Genomic DNA, 19,112 nt, shown 5'->3' on the forward strand with positions numbered 1-19,112 from the left:
ACCTGTGCGTTCTGGCAAATACAGCCAGCGACCATAACCTAATCCATTTTCTGCGGCATGCCACCTAAAAAAATGCCTCAAAATGGTCTGGTGAACATCTTGCCCCTGCGCTTTCTTTGATCTTCTGCGGCTATTTGATCGATTCAGCTGTAGTAAAATTACGCAAATTTTGACTCTTGAGCATGAGGTTGTCGCAATGTCGGTTTCTAAAAAACCTATGGTACTGGTGATTCTGGATGGCTATGGCTACCGTGAAGATAGCCAGGATAACGCTATTTTCAACGCCAAAACCCCGGTCATGGATGCCCTGTGGGCGAAACGTCCGCATACGCTGATTGACGCGTCTGGCCTGGAAGTGGGCCTGCCGGACCGCCAGATGGGCAACTCCGAAGTCGGTCACGTAAACCTGGGCGCCGGGCGTATTGTGTATCAGGATCTGACGCGTCTGGACGTTGAAATCAAAGAACGCACCTTCTTCTCCAACCCAACGCTGTCTGGCGCGGTCGATAAAGCCGTTGCCGCTGGCAAGGCCGTACACATCATGGGCCTGCTCTCTGCTGGCGGCGTTCACAGCCACGAAGATCACATCATGGCGATGGTTGAACTGGCCGCCGAGCGCGGTGCGGAAAAAATCTATCTGCACGCCTTCCTGGACGGACGCGATACGCCACCACGCAGTGCAAAAGGCTCTCTGCAAGCCTTCGAAGAGAAATTCGCCGCGCTGGGTAAAGGCCGCGTAGCGTCCATCATTGGCCGTTACTACGCTATGGACCGCGACAACCGCTGGGATCGCGTTGAACAGGCCTATGACCTGATGACCCTGGCAAAAGGTGAATTCCAGTTCGCGACCGCCGTTGAAGCGCTGGAAGCGGCCTATGCACGTGATGAAAACGACGAATTCGTGAAAGCGTCCGTGATCCGCGCTGAAGGCCAGGCCGACGCCGTCATGGAAGATGGCGACGCGCTGATCTTCATGAACTTCCGCGCTGACCGCGCGCGTGAAATCACCCGCTCCTTCGTCAACAGCGACTTCGACGGTTTTGCCCGTAAGAAAGTGGTAAACCTCGATTTCATCCAGCTGACCGAATACGCCGCAGACATCAAAGCGCCCTGCGCGTATCCGCCAGCATCTCTGGCAAACACCTTTGGCGAGTGGATGGCGAAGAACGACAAAACGCAGCTGCGTATTTCCGAAACTGAAAAATACGCGCACGTGACCTTCTTCTTTAACGGTGGCGTTGAAGAGCCGTTCAAAGGCGAAGACCGCATTCTGATCAACTCTCCGAAAGTTGCTACCTACGATCTGCAGCCAGAAATGAGCTCTGCAGAATTGACGGAAAAACTGGTTGCGGCCATCGAGAGCGGTAAGTACGACACCATCATCTGTAACTACCCGAACGGCGACATGGTTGGGCATACCGGGGTGATGGAAGCGGCAGTGAAAGCGGTTGAAGCGCTGGACCACTGCGTTGAGCAGGTAGCGAAAGCGGTTGAATCCGTTGGCGGCCAGCTGCTGATCACCGCTGACCACGGTAACGCTGAACAGATGCGCGACCCGGCGACCGGCCAGGCGCACACGGCCCATACCAACCTGCCTGTTCCGCTGATTTATGTGGGTGATAAATCACTGAAAGCAGTGGAAGGCGGCAAGCTTTCTGACATCGCGCCAACCATGCTGTCGCTGATGGGTATGCCGATCCCTGAAGAGATGACTGGTAAGCCGCTGTTCATCGTGGAATAATCGCTCCCCATGAGGGGAAAGGCGATTTTTTCAATCACATGGGTCGTGAAGCCGCTTAGGTTATCAGTCAGACCTCTGTTTTACGCCAGCGCACTCAGCGCTGGCGTATTGCTGTGCGCCGCATCCGCCCACGCGGATGACCGCGACCAGCTGAAATCTATTCAGGCCGATATCGCCGCCAAAGAGCGTGCGGTACGCCAGCAGCAGCAGCAGCGCTCCGCCCTGCTCGCCCAGCTTAAGCAGCAGGAAGAGGCGATCTCCGCCGCCACGCGTAAACTCCGTGAAACGCAAAACACCCTCGCCCAGTTGAATAAACAGATCGACGAGATGAACGCGTCGATTGCCAAACTCGAGCGCCAGCGCGATGCGCAGGAGCGCAATCTTGCCGCACAGCTTGATGCCGCATTCCGTCAGGGTGAACATACCGGACTCCAGCTGATCCTCAGCGGCGAAGAGAGCCAGCGCGGCCAGCGCCTGCAGGCCTACTTTGGCTATCTCAACCAGGCGCGTCAGGAGACGATCGCGCAGCTGAAGCAGACGCGCGAAGAGGTCTCCACGCAAAAAGCCGAGCTGGAAGAGAAGCAGAGCCAGCAGCAGACGCTGCTCTACGATCAGCAGGCCCAGCAGGCGAAGCTTGAGCAGGCTCGCAACGAGCGTAAGAAAACCCTTTCCGGCCTTGAATCCTCCATTCAGGAAGGTCAGAGCCAGCTAAGCGAAATGCGCGCCAACGAATCAAAACTGCGTAACAGCATCGCCCGTGCGGAAGCGGCGGCGAAAGCGCGCGCCGAAAAAGAGGCTCGCGAGGCGCAGGCCGTTCGCGACAAGCAGCAGGAAGCGTCCCGCAAAGGGACCACCTACAAGCCAAGCGAGAGCGAACGATCTCTGATGTCGCGTACCGGCGGTTTGGGTTCTCCTCGCGGTCAGGCTTTCTGGCCCGTTCGTGGTTCAATTCTGCATCGCTATGGCGAACAGCTGCAGGGTGAGCTACGTTGGAAAGGGATCGTTATCGGTGCGTCTGAAGGTAGCGAAGTGAAAGCCATCGCCGATGGCCGCGTGATTCTGGCCGACTGGCTGCAGGGTTACGGACTGGTGGTGGTGGTTGAACACGGTAAAGGTGATATGAGTCTTTACGGCTACAACCAGAGCGCGCTGGTCAGCGTCGGCACGCAGGTGCGCGCAGGCCAACCCATCGCCCTTGTGGGCAGCAGTGGCGGTCAGGGCCGCCCGTCACTCTATTTCGAAATTCGTCGCCAGGGTCAGGCGGTCAATCCACAGCCGTGGTTGGGAAGATAAGTTTTGCTTCAATTTCGTCGAATGGTTTTCTCCGTCGTCAGCGCGCTGGCGCTGGCTGCACCGGTATACGCAGGTAAACTCGCTATCGTGATTGATGACTTCGGTTATCGTCCACACTATGAAAATCAGGTGCTGGCGATGCCGTCGGCCATCTCTGTCGCTGTCCTTCCAAATGCGCCCCACGCGCGTGAGATGGCGACCAAAGCCCACAGCAGCGGTCATCAGGTGCTGATCCACCTGCCGATGGCCCCGCTCAGCAAGCAGCCGCTGGAAAAAGATACCCTTCGCCCGGACATGAGCAGCGAGGAGATCGAGCGCATTATCCGCGACGCCTACAACAAAGTGCCGTATGCCGTAGGGCTGAACAACCATATGGGCAGCGCGATGACATCAAGCCTGTTCGGGATGCTCAAAGTGATGCAGGCTCTGGAGCGTTACAACCTCTACTTCCTCGACAGCATGACCATCGGCAACAGCCAGGCAATGCGTGCTGCTCAGGGAACGGGCGTAAAGGTGATTAAGCGCAAGGTGTTCCTGGATGATACCCAGAACGAAGCCGATATCCGCATGCAGTTTAATCGAGCGGTACAGCTGGCCCGCCGCAATGGCTCAGCCATCGCCATCGGTCACCCGCACCCGTCTACCGTTCGCGTTCTACAGCAGATGCTGCCGACCTTGCCTGCCGATATCACGCTGGTGCGTCCGAGCGATCTGCTGAACGAGCCGCAGGTGGATACCTCTACACCAAATTCTGCGCAGCCTGTCCCGACAGCGCCGCGCAATCCGTTCCGCGGCGTGAAGCGCTGTGTATCTAAGCAACCGCTTGAACCGGTCTATGCAACCCGCTTCTTCTCCGTCATCGGAGACAGCATCAGTAACAGTACGCTGGTGAAATACGTCCAGCAGCAGTGGCAGGGATGGGGTAAGAAAGCCTGACGCTTATTTCGCAATCTGAGAGTCCGTCTGCTCGTTAGCAACGGGCTCTTTTTTTTCCTGATGCTGATACCAGGAATTGAAATACTTCAAAAAGCTATAGGCTGTGGCGTACAGTCCCGTCGCCACCCCCACTTTGCCCTTACGCCAGGCGCCGCTAAACAGATACCATTTGAAAAAAGCCCCGATGGCGCTGATTACGCCGCGCCCAATTGAGGGCCGTATTTTTTGATATTGAACCAGGCGGGTTGTATAACAATTTAATTTGTTAAAAAGCTCATGCATCGTGGGAAACGTATCATGTTTTACATAACCCGGAATACGTTCACAACGGAGAAAGCCTTCGACCTGATCGTCTACCGGTCGGTTATTAAACCGAGACTGGTTACGGTTAAAAAGACGCACAGGATAATCAGGGGATGAAACAGGATAAATCGTCCGGACTTCCTCACCCAGAACAAACCAGTGGCGGCATATTTGCCATGCCATTCCCGGGTCTGGCTCATCGCCTGCTTTTAACGTTAAAACGGCATTAACCGTTTCCTGGTCAAGAATTTCGTCGCTGTCGATGCACAGGACCCAGTCATGGCTGGCTAAGGATATGGCATAGTTCATCTGCTCGCCATGCCAGCCAAATTTTTTATAGACGGGTTGCAGGCCAAAGTTTTCACAAATATATCGTGTTTTGTCCGTACTGCCAGAATCGACTACGACAATTTCATCCGCTATTTTCAATAGAGGCGGGATAACATCGTGTAATAATCTTTCAGAATTAAACGTTAATAAGCAGACCGTTATTTTAAACATTTCCCCACTCTCAATAGCAGCCTAAATTAATATTATTAATACTATATAAATGAGTAGAGACGATTAAAGTCCTGAATCACACTTTTCAAATAAGCACGCTTGAAATGTTGTCTAATCCTGAAGCGCAATAAAATAGAAAAATCTATTTTATTTCAACAGATTCTTTATAATGCAGTCAGTTGAAGGGTAGCACACGGATTCAGACATGCCGCACAAAAGTAAAATTCTCCTCCTGGATACGGGTAAAGAATGGGGGGGAGGCACCAACAGTATGCTTGAGCTCCTGAAGCGAATTAATCGCGATAAATTCGATATTACCTGTTGTTTTTACAGTGATTATAGTCGTGCTGAAGGTGAGACGATTGGCCAGGTGCTCAACGGCATCGGCATCCCACTCATCGTGATCCCTCAACGCCAGCAGCCGGTCTGGGCCAAATTGCTGAAGGAAGCGGGACGTAGCCTGCTGTTTTTCTCACGCGGCGCCCGTAAGGCATTTACACGTTATGTGGATATCATGTGGCGCATCAGGCCTAATGTCAGCAAAATCGAAACCCTTTTAACGCAGGGCAGTTTCGATACGCTCTATATGAATAACCAGCCGGGCTCAAACGAGGAAGGCTATCTGGCGGCAGCGAACCTGCAGACGCGGTTGATCCAGCACTGCCGCATTGAACCTGTTTTGACCCCACCGCTGGTGAAACTGGTGAATGCCCATGCCACAAAAATCATCGCGGTCTCGCACGGCGTTGAACGCGTGTTGCTTGAGCATGGCGTCCGGCCCGAACTGTGTACGACGGTCAATAATGCCATCGACATCCACCAGCCTTTACCTGACCGACGCGCGATGCGCCAGCGCCTGAACATTGATGACGACACGTTTGTGTTCGGCAGTATCGGGTCGTTAATCCCTCGCAAAGCCAACCACCACACGCTGGAGGCGCTGGCACAGTTCAGCCAGAAGCATCCCCAGGCGAAATGGAAAATGGTGCTGGTCGGCGAAGGTGCCGAACGCCGCGCTTTAGCGGAACAGGCCCGAGCGCTGGGAATTGAATCCCGCGTCATCTTCACCGGTTTTCAGAATACCCCCTTTGATTACCTCGCTACGTTTGACGCCTTTATTCTCGCCTCAAAAAGCGAAGGGCTGCCGCGCGTAGTGCTGGAAGCGATGCTTCTCAATATCCCCGTGATTGGCTCTCAGGTGACCGGCACGGCGGAATTGATTGATCATGATTCGACAGGGCTGCTATTCCCCTGGAGCGATGTTTCACTGCTTGCACAGCATCTGGACAATATCTGGGCAGATGCGGAGCTGCGGGCTCGACTGGCTGCGGCTGCATACCAAAACGTCTGTCATACCTATGCCATCGAAAACTATGTCAGCGGTGTCGAAGCCGTGCTTGGCGCGCACTAACCAAACGAGATAACTATGTTTAAATTTCTTAATGCTCGCTATCGTCATATCACCGGGCGACACAACATTCCTTACAGCTCTCTGCCCGTGACGGGCGCGCTTGCTGCGGTGGATTCTATTGTGATTCCGTGTACCGGCGCAGATTTCGTCGAAGAAGCATTACTCTCTGCCACCTTCGCGGAACGCTATGCCACCGGGGTGAGCGAAATCGTCATCGTCAGCGATCAGCCTGAATCCGCCTTTGGGGTACTGCCGCCGAAAACACGCGTAGTGACGCTTAACCTTCCGGTTCGTGAGGAAGGTTACCGCTATAAGCAGATCTACCTCAGCCGTCTGGTGAAGCTTAACGCCCCGCTGCAGGCGCGCGGTGAAGGCGTATTGATGATCGATTCCGATCTCAACCTGCTGAAAATGCCTGAGATCAACATGGCAGATATGCATATCTACTCCAGCTTCCGTCAGGGCAAAATGATTGCCAAGCTGGACGGTGCGCCAGCGGAGAAAGTACCGGCATATTACAAGGAGACGGTGCGCCCGTATCTGGTCGATCACGTTAACGGCGCGTTTCTTGCGGCAACAAAAAAAACCTGGCGCCGTATCTGCCCGCTGTGGCTGACGCTGTTCCAGGATACCTGGGAGCTGATGGACGACACGCAGCCGCCGACCGATCAATTACCCCTCGCCGCGCTGCTGGACATGCTGGATCTAAAAACGGTTAACCTGGGCGACTGGATGAACTGGCCGGTCTCCAAGAAGATCGGTGGTCAGGAAGCCGTTGTACCGAAAGAGGTGATTGGCGCGCACGGCGGCTTCCCTCTCTCCGAATGGCAGAAGTATCTTGAATCGCCGGATAACAAACTGCTGTTCAAAGGCCAGGACTACACCCGCAAGGTGCGTTACCTGACGGACGAAGAGAAAAAGAAACAATAAAATAAGGGGCCTGAGGCCCCTTTTTGATTACTTATCCCAGCTCAGGATCACTTTCCCTGACTGGCCGGAACGCATCGCGTCGAAGCCCTGCTGGAACTCATCGATGGAGAAGCGGTGAGTAATAATCGGGGACAGATCCAGACCGGACTGGATCAGCGCCGCCATCTTGTACCAGGTCTCGAACATCTCGCGGCCATAGATGCCCTTGATGAACAGCCCCTTGAAGATGACTTTGTTCCAGTCGATAGACATATCTGACGGCGGAATACCCAGCATCGCGATACGTCCACCGTGGTTCATGGTGTCGAGCATGGTGCGGAACGCCGGCGGCGCGCCGGACATCTCCAGACCCACGTCAAAGCCTTCGGTCATGCCCAGCTCTTCCATCACGTCGGTCAGGCTCTCTTTCGAGACATCTACCGCACGGGTGACGCCCATTTTGCGTGCCAGCGACAGACGGTATTCGTTCACGTCGGTGATCACAACGTTGCGCGCACCCACGTGCTTCGCCACCGCAGCCGCCATAATGCCGATTGGGCCCGCGCCGGAGACCAGCACGTCTTCACCGACCAGGTCGAAGGAGAGCGCCGTGTGCACCGCGTTGCCGAACGGGTCGAAGATGGAGGCCAGATCGTCAGAGATATTGTCCGGGATTTTGAACGCGTTAAACGCCGGGATCACCAGGTATTCCGCGAAGCAGCCCGGGCGGTTTACGCCCACGCCAATGGTATTACGGCACAGGTGCGTACGCCCGCCGCGGCAGTTACGGCAGTGGCCGCAGGTAATATGGCCTTCACCGGAGACGCGATCGCCAATTTGGAAGCCTTTCACTTCCTGGCCGATACCCACCACTTCACCGACATATTCGTGACCGACAACCATCGGTACCGGAATGGTTTTCTGCGACCACTGGTCCCAGTTGTAGATGTGAACGTCAGTACCGCAGATGGCGGTTTTACGAATTTTGATCAGCAGATCGTTATGACCGACTTCCGGCTCCGGCACGTCGGTCATCCAAATCCCTTCTTCCGCTTTCAGTTTGGATAACGCTTTCATCACACGTCCTCAGGCAATTACGCCCAGCTGTTTGCCGATGCGGGTAAAAGCTTCCACCGCACGTTCAATTTGTTCAGGCGTATGCGCCGCAGACATCTGGGTGCGGATACGCGCCTGACCTTTTGGCACCACCGGGAAGAAGAACCCGGTGACGTAAATCCCTTCTTTCTGCAGCTCGCGGGCAAATTGCTGCGCGACGACCGCATCGCCCAGCATCACCGGAATGATCGCGTGGTCAGCACCGGCCAGGGTAAACCCTGCGGCGCTCATTTTTTCGCGGAACAGACGCGCGTTGGACCACAGGCGGTCGCGCAGCTCAGCGCCGGACTCCACCATCTCCAGCACTTTGATGGAGGCAGCAACAATGGCCGGCGCCAGGGAGTTGGAGAACAGATACGGGCGGGAGCGCTGGCGCAGCCACTCGACCACCTCTTTACGCGCGGCGGTATAGCCGCCGGACGCGCCGCCGAGCGCTTTGCCCAGCGTACCGGTGATGATGTCCACGCGGCCCATCACGTCACAGTATTCGTGGGAACCGCGGCCGTTTTCGCCGACAAAACCGACCGCGTGAGAGTCATCGACCATCACCAGCGCGTCGTATTTATCCGCCAGGTCGCAAACGCCCTTCAGGTTGGCGATCACGCCGTCCATGGAGAACACGCCGTCGGTGGCGATCAGCACGTGGCGAGCCCCCGCTTCACGCGCCTCTTTCAGGCGTGCTTCCAGCTCGACCATGTCGTTGTTGGCATAGCGGAAACGCTTCGCTTTACACAGGCGTACGCCGTCGATGATGGAGGCGTGGTTCAGGGCGTCGGAGATAATCGCATCTTCTGCACCAAGCAGGGTCTCAAACAGACCGCCGTTGGCGTCAAAACAGGAGGAGTACAGAATCGCGTCTTCCATTCCGAGGAAGCTCGCCAGCTTTTGCTCAAGCTGCTTGTGGCTGTCCTGCGTACCGCAGATAAAGCGTACGGAGGCCATGCCGAAACCGTGGGTGTCCATGCCGTTTTTTGCAGCGGCAATCAGCTCAGGGTGATTCGCAAGACCTAAATAGTTGTTCGCGCAAAAGTTAATCACATGGCTGCCGTCGGCAACGGTGATGTCCGCCTGCTGGGCAGACGTGATAATACGCTCTTCCTTGAACAACCCTTCCGCACGTGCGGTGTCGAGGTCGCTGTTTAACTGTTTGTAAAAATCACCACGCATTGCAATTCTCCAGACTCGGCAAATTTCGGGACATATTACCCAAACCTATAGTTCATGACGAGATGACACGTCATCTCTTGTCGTTTTTGCAGCATAAATCACGCGTACCCCTGCGCTGTGAAGGTGAATGGCTGAAGGGCAGCCATACTAATGATATGATAGAGACATTAGCGTCCGGGATTGTCCCCGGGCTCCACACTTCAAAGGTTACAGTTATGATCATCGTTACCGGCGGCGCGGGCTTTATCGGCAGCAATATTGTTAAGGCTCTCAATGACAAAGGCATCACCGACATCCTGGTGGTTGACAACCTGAAAGACGGCACCAAGTTCGTCAACCTGGTGGATCTGAACATCGCTGACTACATGGATAAAGAAGACTTCCTTATCCAGATTATGGCAGGCGAAGAGTTCGGCGAGATCGAAGCCATCTTCCACGAAGGTGCGTGCTCTTCCACCACCGAGTGGGACGGTAAGTACATGATGGACAACAACTATCAGTACTCCAAAGAGATCCTGCACTACTGCCTGGAGCGTGAAATTCCGTTCCTGTATGCCTCTTCCGCGGCAACCTACGGCGGTCGCACCTCTGACTTCATCGAGTCCCGCGAGTACGAGCAGCCGCTGAACGTCTACGGTTACTCCAAATTCCTGTTCGACGAGTACGTGCGTCAGGTGCTGCCAGAAGCGAACTCGCAGATCGTCGGCTTCCGTTACTTCAACGTCTACGGACCGCGCGAAGGTCACAAAGGCAGCATGGCGAGCGTGGCATTCCACCTGAACACCCAGTTGAATAACGGCGAAAGCCCGAAACTGTTCGAAGGCAGCGACGGCTTTAAGCGCGACTTCGTTTACGTAGGCGACGTTGCCGCAGTGAACCTGTGGTTCTGGGAAAACGGCGTATCCGGCATCTTCAACCTGGGTACCGGCCGCGCGGAGTCCTTCCAGGCCGTGGCTGACGCAACGCTGGCTTATCACAAAAAAGGCAGCATCGAGTACATTCCGTTCCCTGACAAGCTGAAAGGCCGTTATCAGGCGTTCACCCAGGCCGATCTGACCAACCTGCGCGCCGCAGGCTACGACAAGCCGTTCAAGACCGTTGCCGAAGGCGTAACGGAATATATGGCCTGGCTGAACCGCGACGCATAAGTATGAAGATTCTGGTGATCGGCCCGTCATGGGTGGGCGACATGATGATGTCGCAAAGTCTCTATCGCACGCTCAAGGCGCGTTATCCCCAGGCGATAATCGACGTGATGGCACCCGCGTGGTGCCGTCCGCTGTTGTCGCGTATGCCGGAAGTGAACGAGGCAATCCCGATGCCGCTTGGCCACGGGGCGCTGGAAATTGGCGAACGCCGTAAACTCGGCCATAGCCTGCGCGAGAAGCGCTACGATCGGGCGTATGTCCTGCCAAACTCCTTTAAATCCGCCCTGGTGCCCTTTTTTGCGGGTATTCCACATCGCACCGGCTGGCGCGGTGAAATGCGCTACGGCCTGCTGAACGATGCGCGGGTGCTGGATAAAGAGGCCTGGCCGCTGATGGTGGAGCGCTATGTGGCGCTGGCCTACGACAAAGGCGTGATGCGCAGCGCGAAAGACCTGCCGCAGCCGCTGCTCTGGCCACAGCTTCAGGTTAACGACGGTGAAAAATCCCAGACCTGTAACGCGTTTGGCCTTTCGTCTGAACGCCCGATGATTGGCTTCTGCCCTGGCGCCGAGTTCGGCCCGGCAAAACGCTGGCCGCACTACCACTATGCGGAGCTGGCGAAACAGCTGATTGACGAAGGCTACCAGATTGTCCTGTTCGGTTCGGCAAAGGACCACGAGGCAGGCAACGAAATTCTCGCGACGCTCAGTAATGAACAGCAGGCCTGGTGCCGCAACCTGGCGGGAGAAACGCAGCTTGAACAGGCGGTTATTCTGATTGCCGCCTGTAAGGCTGTGGTCAGCAACGATTCGGGCCTGATGCACGTCGCTGCCGCGCTCAACCGCCCGCTGGTGGCGCTGTATGGCCCAAGTAGCCCGGATTTCACGCCCCCGCTTTCTCATAAAGCGCGCGTCATCCGCCTGATCACGGGCTACCATAAAATTCGCAAGGGCAATGCCGCAGAAGGCTACCATCAGAGCCTGATCGACATTACGCCAGAGCGCGTTCTCGAAGAGCTTAACGAACTGCTGTTGAGTGAAGAAGGATAACGAATGCGGGTACTGATCGTTAAAACTTCTTCGATGGGCGATGTTCTGCATACGCTCCCGTCACTGACGGACGCCATGCGGGCCATTCCCGGCATTCGTTTTGACTGGGTGGTGGAAGAAGGCTTCGCGCAGATCCCCACCTGGCATGAAGCGGTTGACCGCGTGATACCGGTGGCGATTCGCCGCTGGCGCAAAGCGTGGTTCTCCGCGCCGATTAAAGCCGAACGCAGAGCCTTCCATGAGGCGGTGCAGGCGCAGCGTTACGACGCCATCATCGACGCCCAGGGGCTGGTGAAAAGCGCCGCGCTGGTGACGCGTCTGGCACACGGCGTAAAGCACGGCATGGACTGGCACACCGCCCGCGAACCGCTGGCGAGCCTGTTCTATAATCGTCGCCACCACATCGCAAAGCAACAGCACGCCGTCGAACGTACCCGCGAGCTGTTTGCCAAAAGCCTGGGCTACGCGAAACCGGAAACCCAGGGCGACTACGCCATTGCGCAGCACTTTTTGCGCAATACAGATCCCTGTGCTCAGCCTTATCTTGTCTTCCTGCATGCCACAACGCGCGACGATAAACACTGGCCGGAATCGCACTGGCGAAGCCTGATTGAACTAATGCAACCCACCGGCATCCATATTAAACTCCCGTGGGGTGCCGAACATGAGCGGCAGCGTGCAGAGCGTCTGGCAGCAGGTTTTCCACACGTCGAGGTATTGCCGAAACTCACGCTGGCGCAGGTTGCCGCGCAGCTGGCGGGAGCGAATGCTGTTGTTTCCGTTGATACAGGTTTAAGCCATTTAACCGCGGCGCTGGATCGTCCGAATATTACGATTTTTGGTCCGACCGATCCTGGATTGATCGGGGGTTACGGCAAAAACCAGCATCAGATGGTCAGCCCGACCCAGCAAACGAAGGATATCAGCGCAGATGCTATTTTTTCATTTTTACAGGGCAGCCGTTGGCTTTCCAACAGGGATATCTAACGCATGAGTTACGTATTTCTGCTGATTTTACTCTTTCCGGTGAAGCTTATCCGGAAGCTGTTCCGCAAAGAGACAGGTAAAAACCTGGTCATTCAGACAGCAAAAATCGGCGATTTTGTTAATGCAACGCCCCTTCTGGCATACCTGCAAAAAAGCGACGTGCTCATCAGTCGTAGCGTGGGTGCGCTGGCAAAACATGATGAGACGATCGATAAGATTTTTTTTATCGAGCAGCATAAGCGTAACCTGTTGCGAAAGCTGGTCTTTGCCTGCCGGATCATGAACCGCTATGATAATGTCTATCTCCTGCAACCCAACAGCGTGAACCTCTTTTTCGCCTCCGTATGTAACGCTAAAAACAAACAGTTTTTAAGCACTTACACGCGCAGATGGTATCACGGTATTTTCTATGCAACGGCAGACGGCACTGTTGAACACGGCAGAAAGACGCTGTCGGTCACGAACTATCTTAAACTGGCCGATCGCACCTTAACCTGGAAAGACTCGCCAAAGCACGCCACAAAGCCGCTTTTCAAACCGGCGACCTATCCGGCAATCCTCGATAAACCCGGCGTGATCCGCATTGGCATCAGCGTAGCCGCGGGAAATAAAGCGAAAACCGTTCCGCCGGTCATCTGGAAGCAAATTGCCGATCGTCTCGTCGACCTGCCCTGCGAGTTTTATGTGTTTGGCGCCCCGAATGAACAATCGTGGATGGATGACATCACCCGCGCTTACGGTGAACTGCCCAACTTTATTAACCTGATTGGCAAAATCTCGCTTGAAGAGCTGCCGTGGGCCATTTCTAAAATGGATTGCTATATCGCGTCTGACTCGGGGAATGTCTACATTGCCGATGCGGTTGACGTGCCGGTAATTTTACTGTTCGGGCCTTGTTGCCACTATGAACAGCGTCCTCTGGGCAACGTATTGCTGATTGGTAATGATGACAACATTTGCTCATATGTTTTTGAAACACGATATTACTTCTCACAGAGCCGGGAAGAACTCTTCGCTGTAACAGACGAAGCGCTACGTGACCTCAAAAATTTTATTTGCGAGTTACCAACAATTAACGCAACTGCATACTCCTTTGATGCTCAGGAAAACTGATTATTATGGCTTTTCTTAGCATCATTATTGCCGCGCATAACGCCAAAGATACGCTTCACACTACGTTAGAAAGCCTGCAAAACGCGATTGAAGGTGCGGGCGATGATGTAGAGATCATTATCTTTAACGACAGTTCCAATGACTCAACGCAGGATATTATTGAAGCGTGGCTGCCAATGCTTCCGAATGCGCAATCCCGATACGTCGAGTACCGTAACGTAGGTCATGTTCGAAACAGTGCCCTCTCGCTGGCCACAGGTGAATACATTACCATGCTGGATAGCGATGACCGGTTGAAACCGGGCAGCATCAGGGACGCTGTGGCGTTTCTCAAATCAGAGCGCCCTGATATGCTACTGACGCGCCTGCTGGAAATTCGCGACACCAAAAAAATTACAGCTGACTGGCAGGGGTTCTCTCCGGTTGCTTTGTCGCAATATGAGGCAATAAAGCGATTCCTGCAGCACAAAGATTTTCAGGCACATCTCATCGGGCAATTTATTCATCGGAAATTGTATGTAAATAACCCGATTCCTTCGATGGTTTGCTATGAAGATTTCGCCGTATTTCCCGGCATGCTGATGCAAGCGAGTAAAATAGTCTATCAGCGTCAGGGACACTATTATTACATCAAACGTAACGATAGTTTGTCGAGCCGTCTCGACGCCAGTAAAATCGCTACGCTGGTTGATTGCACATTGCACATGGAAAAAACATTCCCTCGTTCTTTTACGCATCTTGTTAATTGTCACTGGTTTGATATCTACAGTAACCATCGGCAGCATCTGACTGATCTGCAACTCAAACTGGTTAAACAGCGGGTCAATGCACTTTATTCTCTCTCTTTCTTTTTCTCCAGAGATGTACGTTTCAGCTACAAAAAAAGGGTCATTGAGGCATTATGGAAAAAGTAAAACTGCGGCTTTATCAGCTGACGCTGATTTTGAGCCTTATTTCGCTTGCGCTGGCGCTGCTGAGTTCAGGTAAGCAGCGAGAGTTTTTCTATATTGCTATTTATGCCAGCATTATCGGCTTAGCATGCGAATATAAAAAAATCACAGTGCGTCCTTTTTCTATCGCATTGCCGATCTTGTTAATTGGACTGCTCAATCTTGGCTGGTATCTGGTGTATGAATATCATAGCGAAGGTCTGAACGTTTATAGCGATTATCTCGGTGCAAGTAAAAAATTAATTCTGGCAAGTATTCTCATTTTTTACCTTGACCGGTTTAAGTCTTATATTGATAAAGCTTCCTTCCAGAAATATTTTTTATACGCCTCTGGTGCAGGGTTTATACTTGCCACTGGCTATGGCTTATGGCAGGCATCACAGGGTATGGGACGTATTGAGATGGCCATAAACCGTGCGACCGTGTCGGCCTATGTTTACTCTGTACTGTCGCTGGCGTTTGTATACAGCCTTTATCTACAGAAAAATATAAAACTGTATGTAGCCGCAGGACTCATCATCTTAATATCTTATTTTGTTATTCTTCTAACGGGCACGCGTGCCGCAATGGGATTATATTTAATCCTGGCGATTGTACTCACGCTTTATCAATTCAAAAGAATACACCTTAAATCAACGCTGATTTTCTTATGTATTGTGGCGGGTATTGTTATCGTTAGCTACAAGCCATTAATTTTACCCAAGTTACAACAAACACAAGCTGAAGTTGAAAGTTATCAAAAAGGTAATGATGCAACCTCGCTCGGCGCACGTTTTTCTATGTGGAATGTGGGTATTCAAAACGGTCTTGCCCATCCTTTAGGGCAGTCAGTTGAAGACCGTGAAGTATGGACACAACAATATGTGAAAAATGGGCACCCACACCTCGCGGCTGCGCTCGAGTTTATCAGGGTGCATCTGCACAATGAGTTTATTGAAAAATATTCTCTGCAGGGGATCCCCGGGCTGGCGATATTATGCTTTTTCTATATATCAATGATCGTTTACGCACTTAAAAACAGAAATGGCCTGCTGCTGACGACCATGCTTCTTTTATTACTCTATGGCCTGACGGACGTCATACTGTTGAGTTCAGAAGCCTTAATCTTCTTTGTCACCGTGTTTGCGCTGAGTACACCTTTTTCGCAAACCAGGCAACGCTAATGATAATGCCCGCGTCGCGGGCATTATTTTTTCTTGTATTGATAAAACTCCGCCAGCGTCATCCCGACCGTCTTGTCGGATAACCAGCTAAAGAGCGTTTCTAAATCCTGATACAACCCTTCGATCGCCGCCTCATCTTTGAACGTGGGGCTTCCGCCAGGCATAAATTCCGACGAATGAAGCATAAACTCCACGTAATCACTTCCCTGAGACAGGCATTGCTGTGCAACCTGAATCATCTGCGCCGCATTCCCACCGGAAGGTCTTAGCCAGTTGACCGAGGGTGAGCGGTATTTACCGCGAAGCCTGTCGTAACCCTGTTTGATCGTGTTCAACCACGCCGGGTGTTTATACTGAATGCTCATCGGCACTTCGAGTAATGGGCTATTGCCCGCCCGGGAAATATTATCTAAATCCATGAAATAGGCGTGGTCGGGGAAATGCTGATAATCCGTTCCTCCATTACCCTGCGGAGCGCCCTTCGCGTTGCGCCAGTTCACGCGTGGCGTCACGGAGCAATCAACCTGGTACCCTAGTTCAACGAGCAATTTTGCATAGCGACTGTCAAATGCCCAACGTCCGGCACGGTGGCTTAACATTTTGGTCTGAAATGTCTCTTCCAGCAGGCGGGTCATAAACAGCACTTTCTCGCGCATCACCTCATCCGAAAATTCAATCAGATAAGGCTGCCAGCGCCAGTCATCTCCCGTGAGATCGTGTTCCGGCGGGCTATTCCATGCGTGAAGGTGCATTCCCACCTCGCCCTGACCGCGGGCGATCGCGTCCCTGGCGAATTCGATGAAAACGGGCTCGATCGCCATCTCGTAATTGGTCAGCCACACGGGCTTAAAGCCGAAACGCTCACAAAGCGCCTGGAACCGCGCCAGATAGCGCGCGTTTTCCGTTTTAATGACGCGGTGATTTTGCCAGAGATTATCGCCCTCAGTATCAATTGTGATGATAAACGCTGGTTTGTTCATAATGAGTCCGCAAGACAGGAAAGTTAGCGCTATGTTACGCACTCTCCAAAGCGTGAGTAAACCCTTCCTGGGAAATTACTGAGATTATGGAGAAAGAGTGCAAGTCGCTATCAGGTCTATTAGAATTGCCATCAGTACAACGCCGATAAGATGATGATGAATAACTTACCTGACACACCTGATTTGCGCATTTTACTTATCAAACTCCGCCATCATGGCGACATGTTGCTGACCACTCCCGTCATTGATTCATTACGTCAAAAATGGCCGCAGGCGCAAATTGATGTCCTGCTGTATGAAGAAACGCGCGATATGCTCGCCGCGCATCCGGCGATCGGTACAATTTATGGAATCGATCGTAAATGGAAGCAGCTGGGCACGCTGAAGCATCTTCAAAAAGAGTGGCAGTTGCTGTGTGCGTTAAGAAATCAGCATTATCATCTGGTCATTAACCTGGCCGATCAATGGCGTAGCGCAATTGTCACCCGCTTCACCGGCGCACCCGTTCGCCTCGGATTCGCGTTTAACAAACGCAACAGTGCATTCTGGCGTTTTTGTCATACCGATCTGGTCTCTGTCGACGGCCACAAATCCCTGCATACGGTCGAACAGAATCTCTCCATTTTGGCGCCATTACCTGTCGCGCGGCAGCCTGCCGTCACCATGGCCTACGCCGCAGAGGACTGGGATTATGCCCGTCAAAGACTGACGCAGACGGGTGTGGGCGAGCGCTATATCGTGATCCAGCCGACGTCCCGCTGGTTCTTTAAATGCTGGAGCGAAGACAAAATGGCGCAAACCATTTCTACACTGCAGCAGGAGGGCCATACGGTTGTGCTCACCGCGGGGCCGGATAAAAAAGAGCTGGCGATGATCGATCGCATTCTCGCCGCCTCGCCGAAGACGGGGGTCGTCTCTCTGGCGGGCCAGCTAACGTTGCGCCAGCTGGCCTCACTCATCCATCATGCGCGTCTTTTTATTGGCGTTGACTCCGTTCCAATGCATATGGCCGCCGCGCTTCAAACGCCCTGCGTGGCATTGTTTGGTCCATCAAAACTGACGTTCTGGTCACCGTGGCAGGTTAAAGGGGAAGTGATCTGGGCCGGCGATTACGGCCCGCTACCCGATCCGGATGCCATTGATACCAAAACGAAAGAACGTTATCTCGACGCCATTCCCGTTGATGCTGTCGTCTCCGCCGCAAGGAGATATCTGTCATGAAACACCATCGTCTGGCCATTGTTCGCCAAAAGTATCGCCCTGATGGCGGAGCGGAGCGCTTCGTTTCGCGCGCTCTCACCGCGCTGAGCAATCAGAACCTTGAGCTCAACGTCATTACGCGTGAGTGGCAGGGAGAGAAGCAAGACGACTGGCATATCCACATTTGCAACCCTCAAAAATGGGGCCGTATCAGTCGAGAACGCGGATTTGCACAGGCCGCGCGCGCGCTGTGGCAGCAACAGCAGTTTGATATTGTTCAAAGCCATGAGCGCATCCCGGGGTGTGATATCTATCGCGCGGGTGATGGGGTGCATCGTCGCTGGCTGCTGCAGCGCGCGCGCATTTTACCTGCCTGGCGTGCGCAAATGCTGATGTATGACCGTTATCACCGCTATGTGATGCGTGCGGAACGGGAAATGTATCAGGCGCCTGAGTTAAAAGCCGTAATCTGTAATGCGGAGATGATCAAACGCGAAATCGTTGAAGACTTTGATATTGACGCAAAGAAAATTCATGTGATTTATAATTCTATTGATTCCAGCCGCTTCGTTCCGGCCCTGGAGGCACAGCGTGCGATTTTGCGCCAACAATTTGGTTTACCAGCCGATGCCGTTGTGTTCTGTTTTGTAGGCTCAGGGTTTGAACGAAAAGGATTAGCCAGCGCCATACGCGCTATTGCTGGAACATCTGCCTGGCTGATTGTGGTTGGGCAAGATAAAGCAGAACGTCGTTACCGCGACCTCGCCCGTTCGTTAGGCTGCGAGGGGCAAATCCGTTTCCTGGGGATGCAAAAAGAAACTCTGCCTTTTTATCAGCTATCCGATGGTTTACTGTTGCCAACGCTGTATGATCCCTTTCCTAACGTCATTCTTGAAGCGATGGCCTGCGGCTTGCCCGTCATTACTTCAGAGAGTTGCGGTGGTGCAGAATTTATTCAACAAGGCCAGAACGGATTTTATTGTGACGCACTTGATATCAGTACATTGAAGGAAGCGGTAGCCGCTATCCCTTCACTGGAAAAAAATAACAATATGGGACGAGCGGCACGTGAACGTGTAAAAGACGCCACTCCCGAAAAACTATCAAGTCAGCTTATTACGCTTTATCAAAAATTACTGGATTAA

The 19,112-nt window shown here is 53.3% G+C and carries 17 protein-coding genes; 13 read left to right on the top strand and 4 right to left on the bottom strand.

Going from position 1 to position 19,112, the window contains the following annotated elements:
* The first annotated feature begins 196 nt into the window (after positions 1–196).
* The 3 genes from gpmM to DEO48_RS17905 are packed head-to-tail and all read left to right on the top strand — an operon-like array spanning position 197 to position 3,970.
* Positions 197–1,741: a 2,3-bisphosphoglycerate-independent phosphoglycerate mutase gene (gene gpmM, locus DEO48_RS17895; RefSeq protein ID WP_109845876.1), complete on the top strand. Its 1,545-nt coding sequence runs from the start codon at positions 197–199 to the stop codon at positions 1,739–1,741.
* Positions 1,742–1,774: 33 nt separating this feature from the next.
* Entirely contained in the window at positions 1,775–3,034 is a 1,260-nt protein-coding gene (envC, locus tag DEO48_RS17900) for a murein hydrolase activator EnvC (protein WP_229231479.1), read from the top strand.
* Positions 3,035–3,037: 3 nt separating this feature from the next.
* Positions 3,038–3,970, top strand: a complete 933-nt coding sequence (locus tag DEO48_RS17905; protein WP_109845877.1) for a divergent polysaccharide deacetylase family protein — start codon at positions 3,038–3,040, stop codon at positions 3,968–3,970.
* Between the two features lie 3 nt (positions 3,971–3,973).
* On the opposite strand, the gene DEO48_RS17910 is transcribed toward DEO48_RS17905, so the two are convergent.
* Positions 3,974–4,774 carry a glycosyltransferase family 2 protein gene (locus DEO48_RS17910; protein WP_109845878.1) on the bottom strand — a complete coding sequence of 267 codons (801 nt, stop codon included), beginning with the start codon at positions 4,772–4,774 and terminating at the stop codon, positions 3,974–3,976.
* 205 nt (positions 4,775–4,979) lie between these two features.
* Here DEO48_RS17910 and DEO48_RS17915 point away from each other — a divergent pair, with 205 nt between their 5' ends.
* Together DEO48_RS17915 and DEO48_RS17920 are read left to right on the top strand one after the other, a co-directional pair.
* Positions 4,980–6,185 carry a glycosyltransferase gene (locus DEO48_RS17915; RefSeq protein ID WP_109845879.1) on the top strand — a complete coding sequence of 402 codons (1,206 nt, stop codon included), beginning with the start codon at positions 4,980–4,982 and terminating at the stop codon, positions 6,183–6,185.
* A 15-nt stretch (positions 6,186–6,200) separates the two neighbouring features.
* Positions 6,201–7,115, top strand: a complete 915-nt coding sequence (locus DEO48_RS17920; protein ID WP_047651781.1) for a hypothetical protein — start codon at positions 6,201–6,203, stop codon at positions 7,113–7,115.
* Positions 7,116–7,142: 27 nt separating this feature from the next.
* On the opposite strand, the gene tdh is transcribed toward DEO48_RS17920, so the two are convergent.
* Entirely contained in the window at positions 7,143–8,171 is a 1,029-nt protein-coding gene (gene tdh / locus DEO48_RS17925) for an L-threonine 3-dehydrogenase (RefSeq protein ID WP_023309906.1), read from the bottom strand.
* A 9-nt stretch (positions 8,172–8,180) separates the two neighbouring features.
* Positions 8,181–9,377, bottom strand: coding sequence for a glycine C-acetyltransferase (gene kbl / locus DEO48_RS17930; protein ID WP_024906617.1), 1,197 nt, complete (start codon positions 9,375–9,377; stop codon positions 8,181–8,183).
* 215 nt (positions 9,378–9,592) lie between these two features.
* Here kbl and rfaD point away from each other — a divergent pair, with 215 nt between their 5' ends.
* Genes rfaD through DEO48_RS17960 form a run of 6 tightly spaced genes read left to right on the top strand, consistent with a single transcriptional unit; the run spans position 9,593 to position 15,787 of the window.
* Positions 9,593–10,525: an ADP-glyceromanno-heptose 6-epimerase gene (gene rfaD / locus DEO48_RS17935; protein WP_008502707.1), complete on the top strand. Its 933-nt coding sequence runs from the start codon at positions 9,593–9,595 to the stop codon at positions 10,523–10,525.
* A gap of 2 nt (positions 10,526–10,527) precedes the next feature.
* Positions 10,528–11,574 (top strand): ADP-heptose--LPS heptosyltransferase RfaF, encoded by a 1,047-nt coding sequence (gene rfaF, locus DEO48_RS17940; protein ID WP_109845880.1) that lies wholly within the window; start codon positions 10,528–10,530, stop codon positions 11,572–11,574.
* 3 nt (positions 11,575–11,577) lie between these two features.
* Positions 11,578–12,561, top strand: a complete 984-nt coding sequence (gene rfaC, locus DEO48_RS17945; protein WP_109845881.1) for a lipopolysaccharide heptosyltransferase RfaC — start codon at positions 11,578–11,580, stop codon at positions 12,559–12,561.
* Between the two features lie 3 nt (positions 12,562–12,564).
* Entirely contained in the window at positions 12,565–13,674 is a 1,110-nt protein-coding gene (locus tag DEO48_RS17950; RefSeq protein ID WP_109845882.1) for a glycosyltransferase family 9 protein, read from the top strand.
* Between the two features lie 5 nt (positions 13,675–13,679).
* Positions 13,680–14,588 (top strand): glycosyltransferase family 2 protein, encoded by a 909-nt coding sequence (locus DEO48_RS17955; RefSeq protein WP_109845883.1) that lies wholly within the window; start codon positions 13,680–13,682, stop codon positions 14,586–14,588.
* Positions 14,576–15,787: an O-antigen ligase gene (locus tag DEO48_RS17960; protein WP_109845884.1), complete on the top strand. Its 1,212-nt coding sequence runs from the start codon at positions 14,576–14,578 to the stop codon at positions 15,785–15,787. The genes DEO48_RS17955 and DEO48_RS17960 overlap by 13 nt, the downstream gene beginning before the upstream one ends.
* A 23-nt stretch (positions 15,788–15,810) precedes the next feature.
* Here DEO48_RS17960 and DEO48_RS17965 read toward each other — a convergent pair whose 3' ends face one another.
* Entirely contained in the window at positions 15,811–16,767 is a 957-nt protein-coding gene (locus DEO48_RS17965; RefSeq protein ID WP_109845885.1) for a polysaccharide deacetylase family protein, read from the bottom strand.
* 150 nt (positions 16,768–16,917) lie between these two features.
* Between DEO48_RS17965 and rfaQ the strand changes: the two genes are divergently transcribed.
* Together rfaQ and DEO48_RS17975 are read left to right on the top strand one after the other, a co-directional pair.
* Complete coding sequence (rfaQ, locus tag DEO48_RS17970) at positions 16,918–17,988, top strand: putative lipopolysaccharide heptosyltransferase III (RefSeq protein ID WP_109845886.1); 1,071 nt, start codon at positions 16,918–16,920, stop codon at positions 17,986–17,988.
* Positions 17,985–19,112 (top strand): glycosyltransferase family 4 protein, encoded by a 1,128-nt coding sequence (locus tag DEO48_RS17975; RefSeq protein ID WP_109845887.1) that lies wholly within the window; start codon positions 17,985–17,987, stop codon positions 19,110–19,112. The genes rfaQ and DEO48_RS17975 overlap by 4 nt, the downstream gene beginning before the upstream one ends.

The sequence above is a fragment of the Enterobacter sp. CGMCC 5087 genome (genome assembly GCF_003144775.1).
GTDB lineage: Bacteria > Pseudomonadota > Gammaproteobacteria > Enterobacterales > Enterobacteriaceae > Enterobacter > Enterobacter cloacae_M.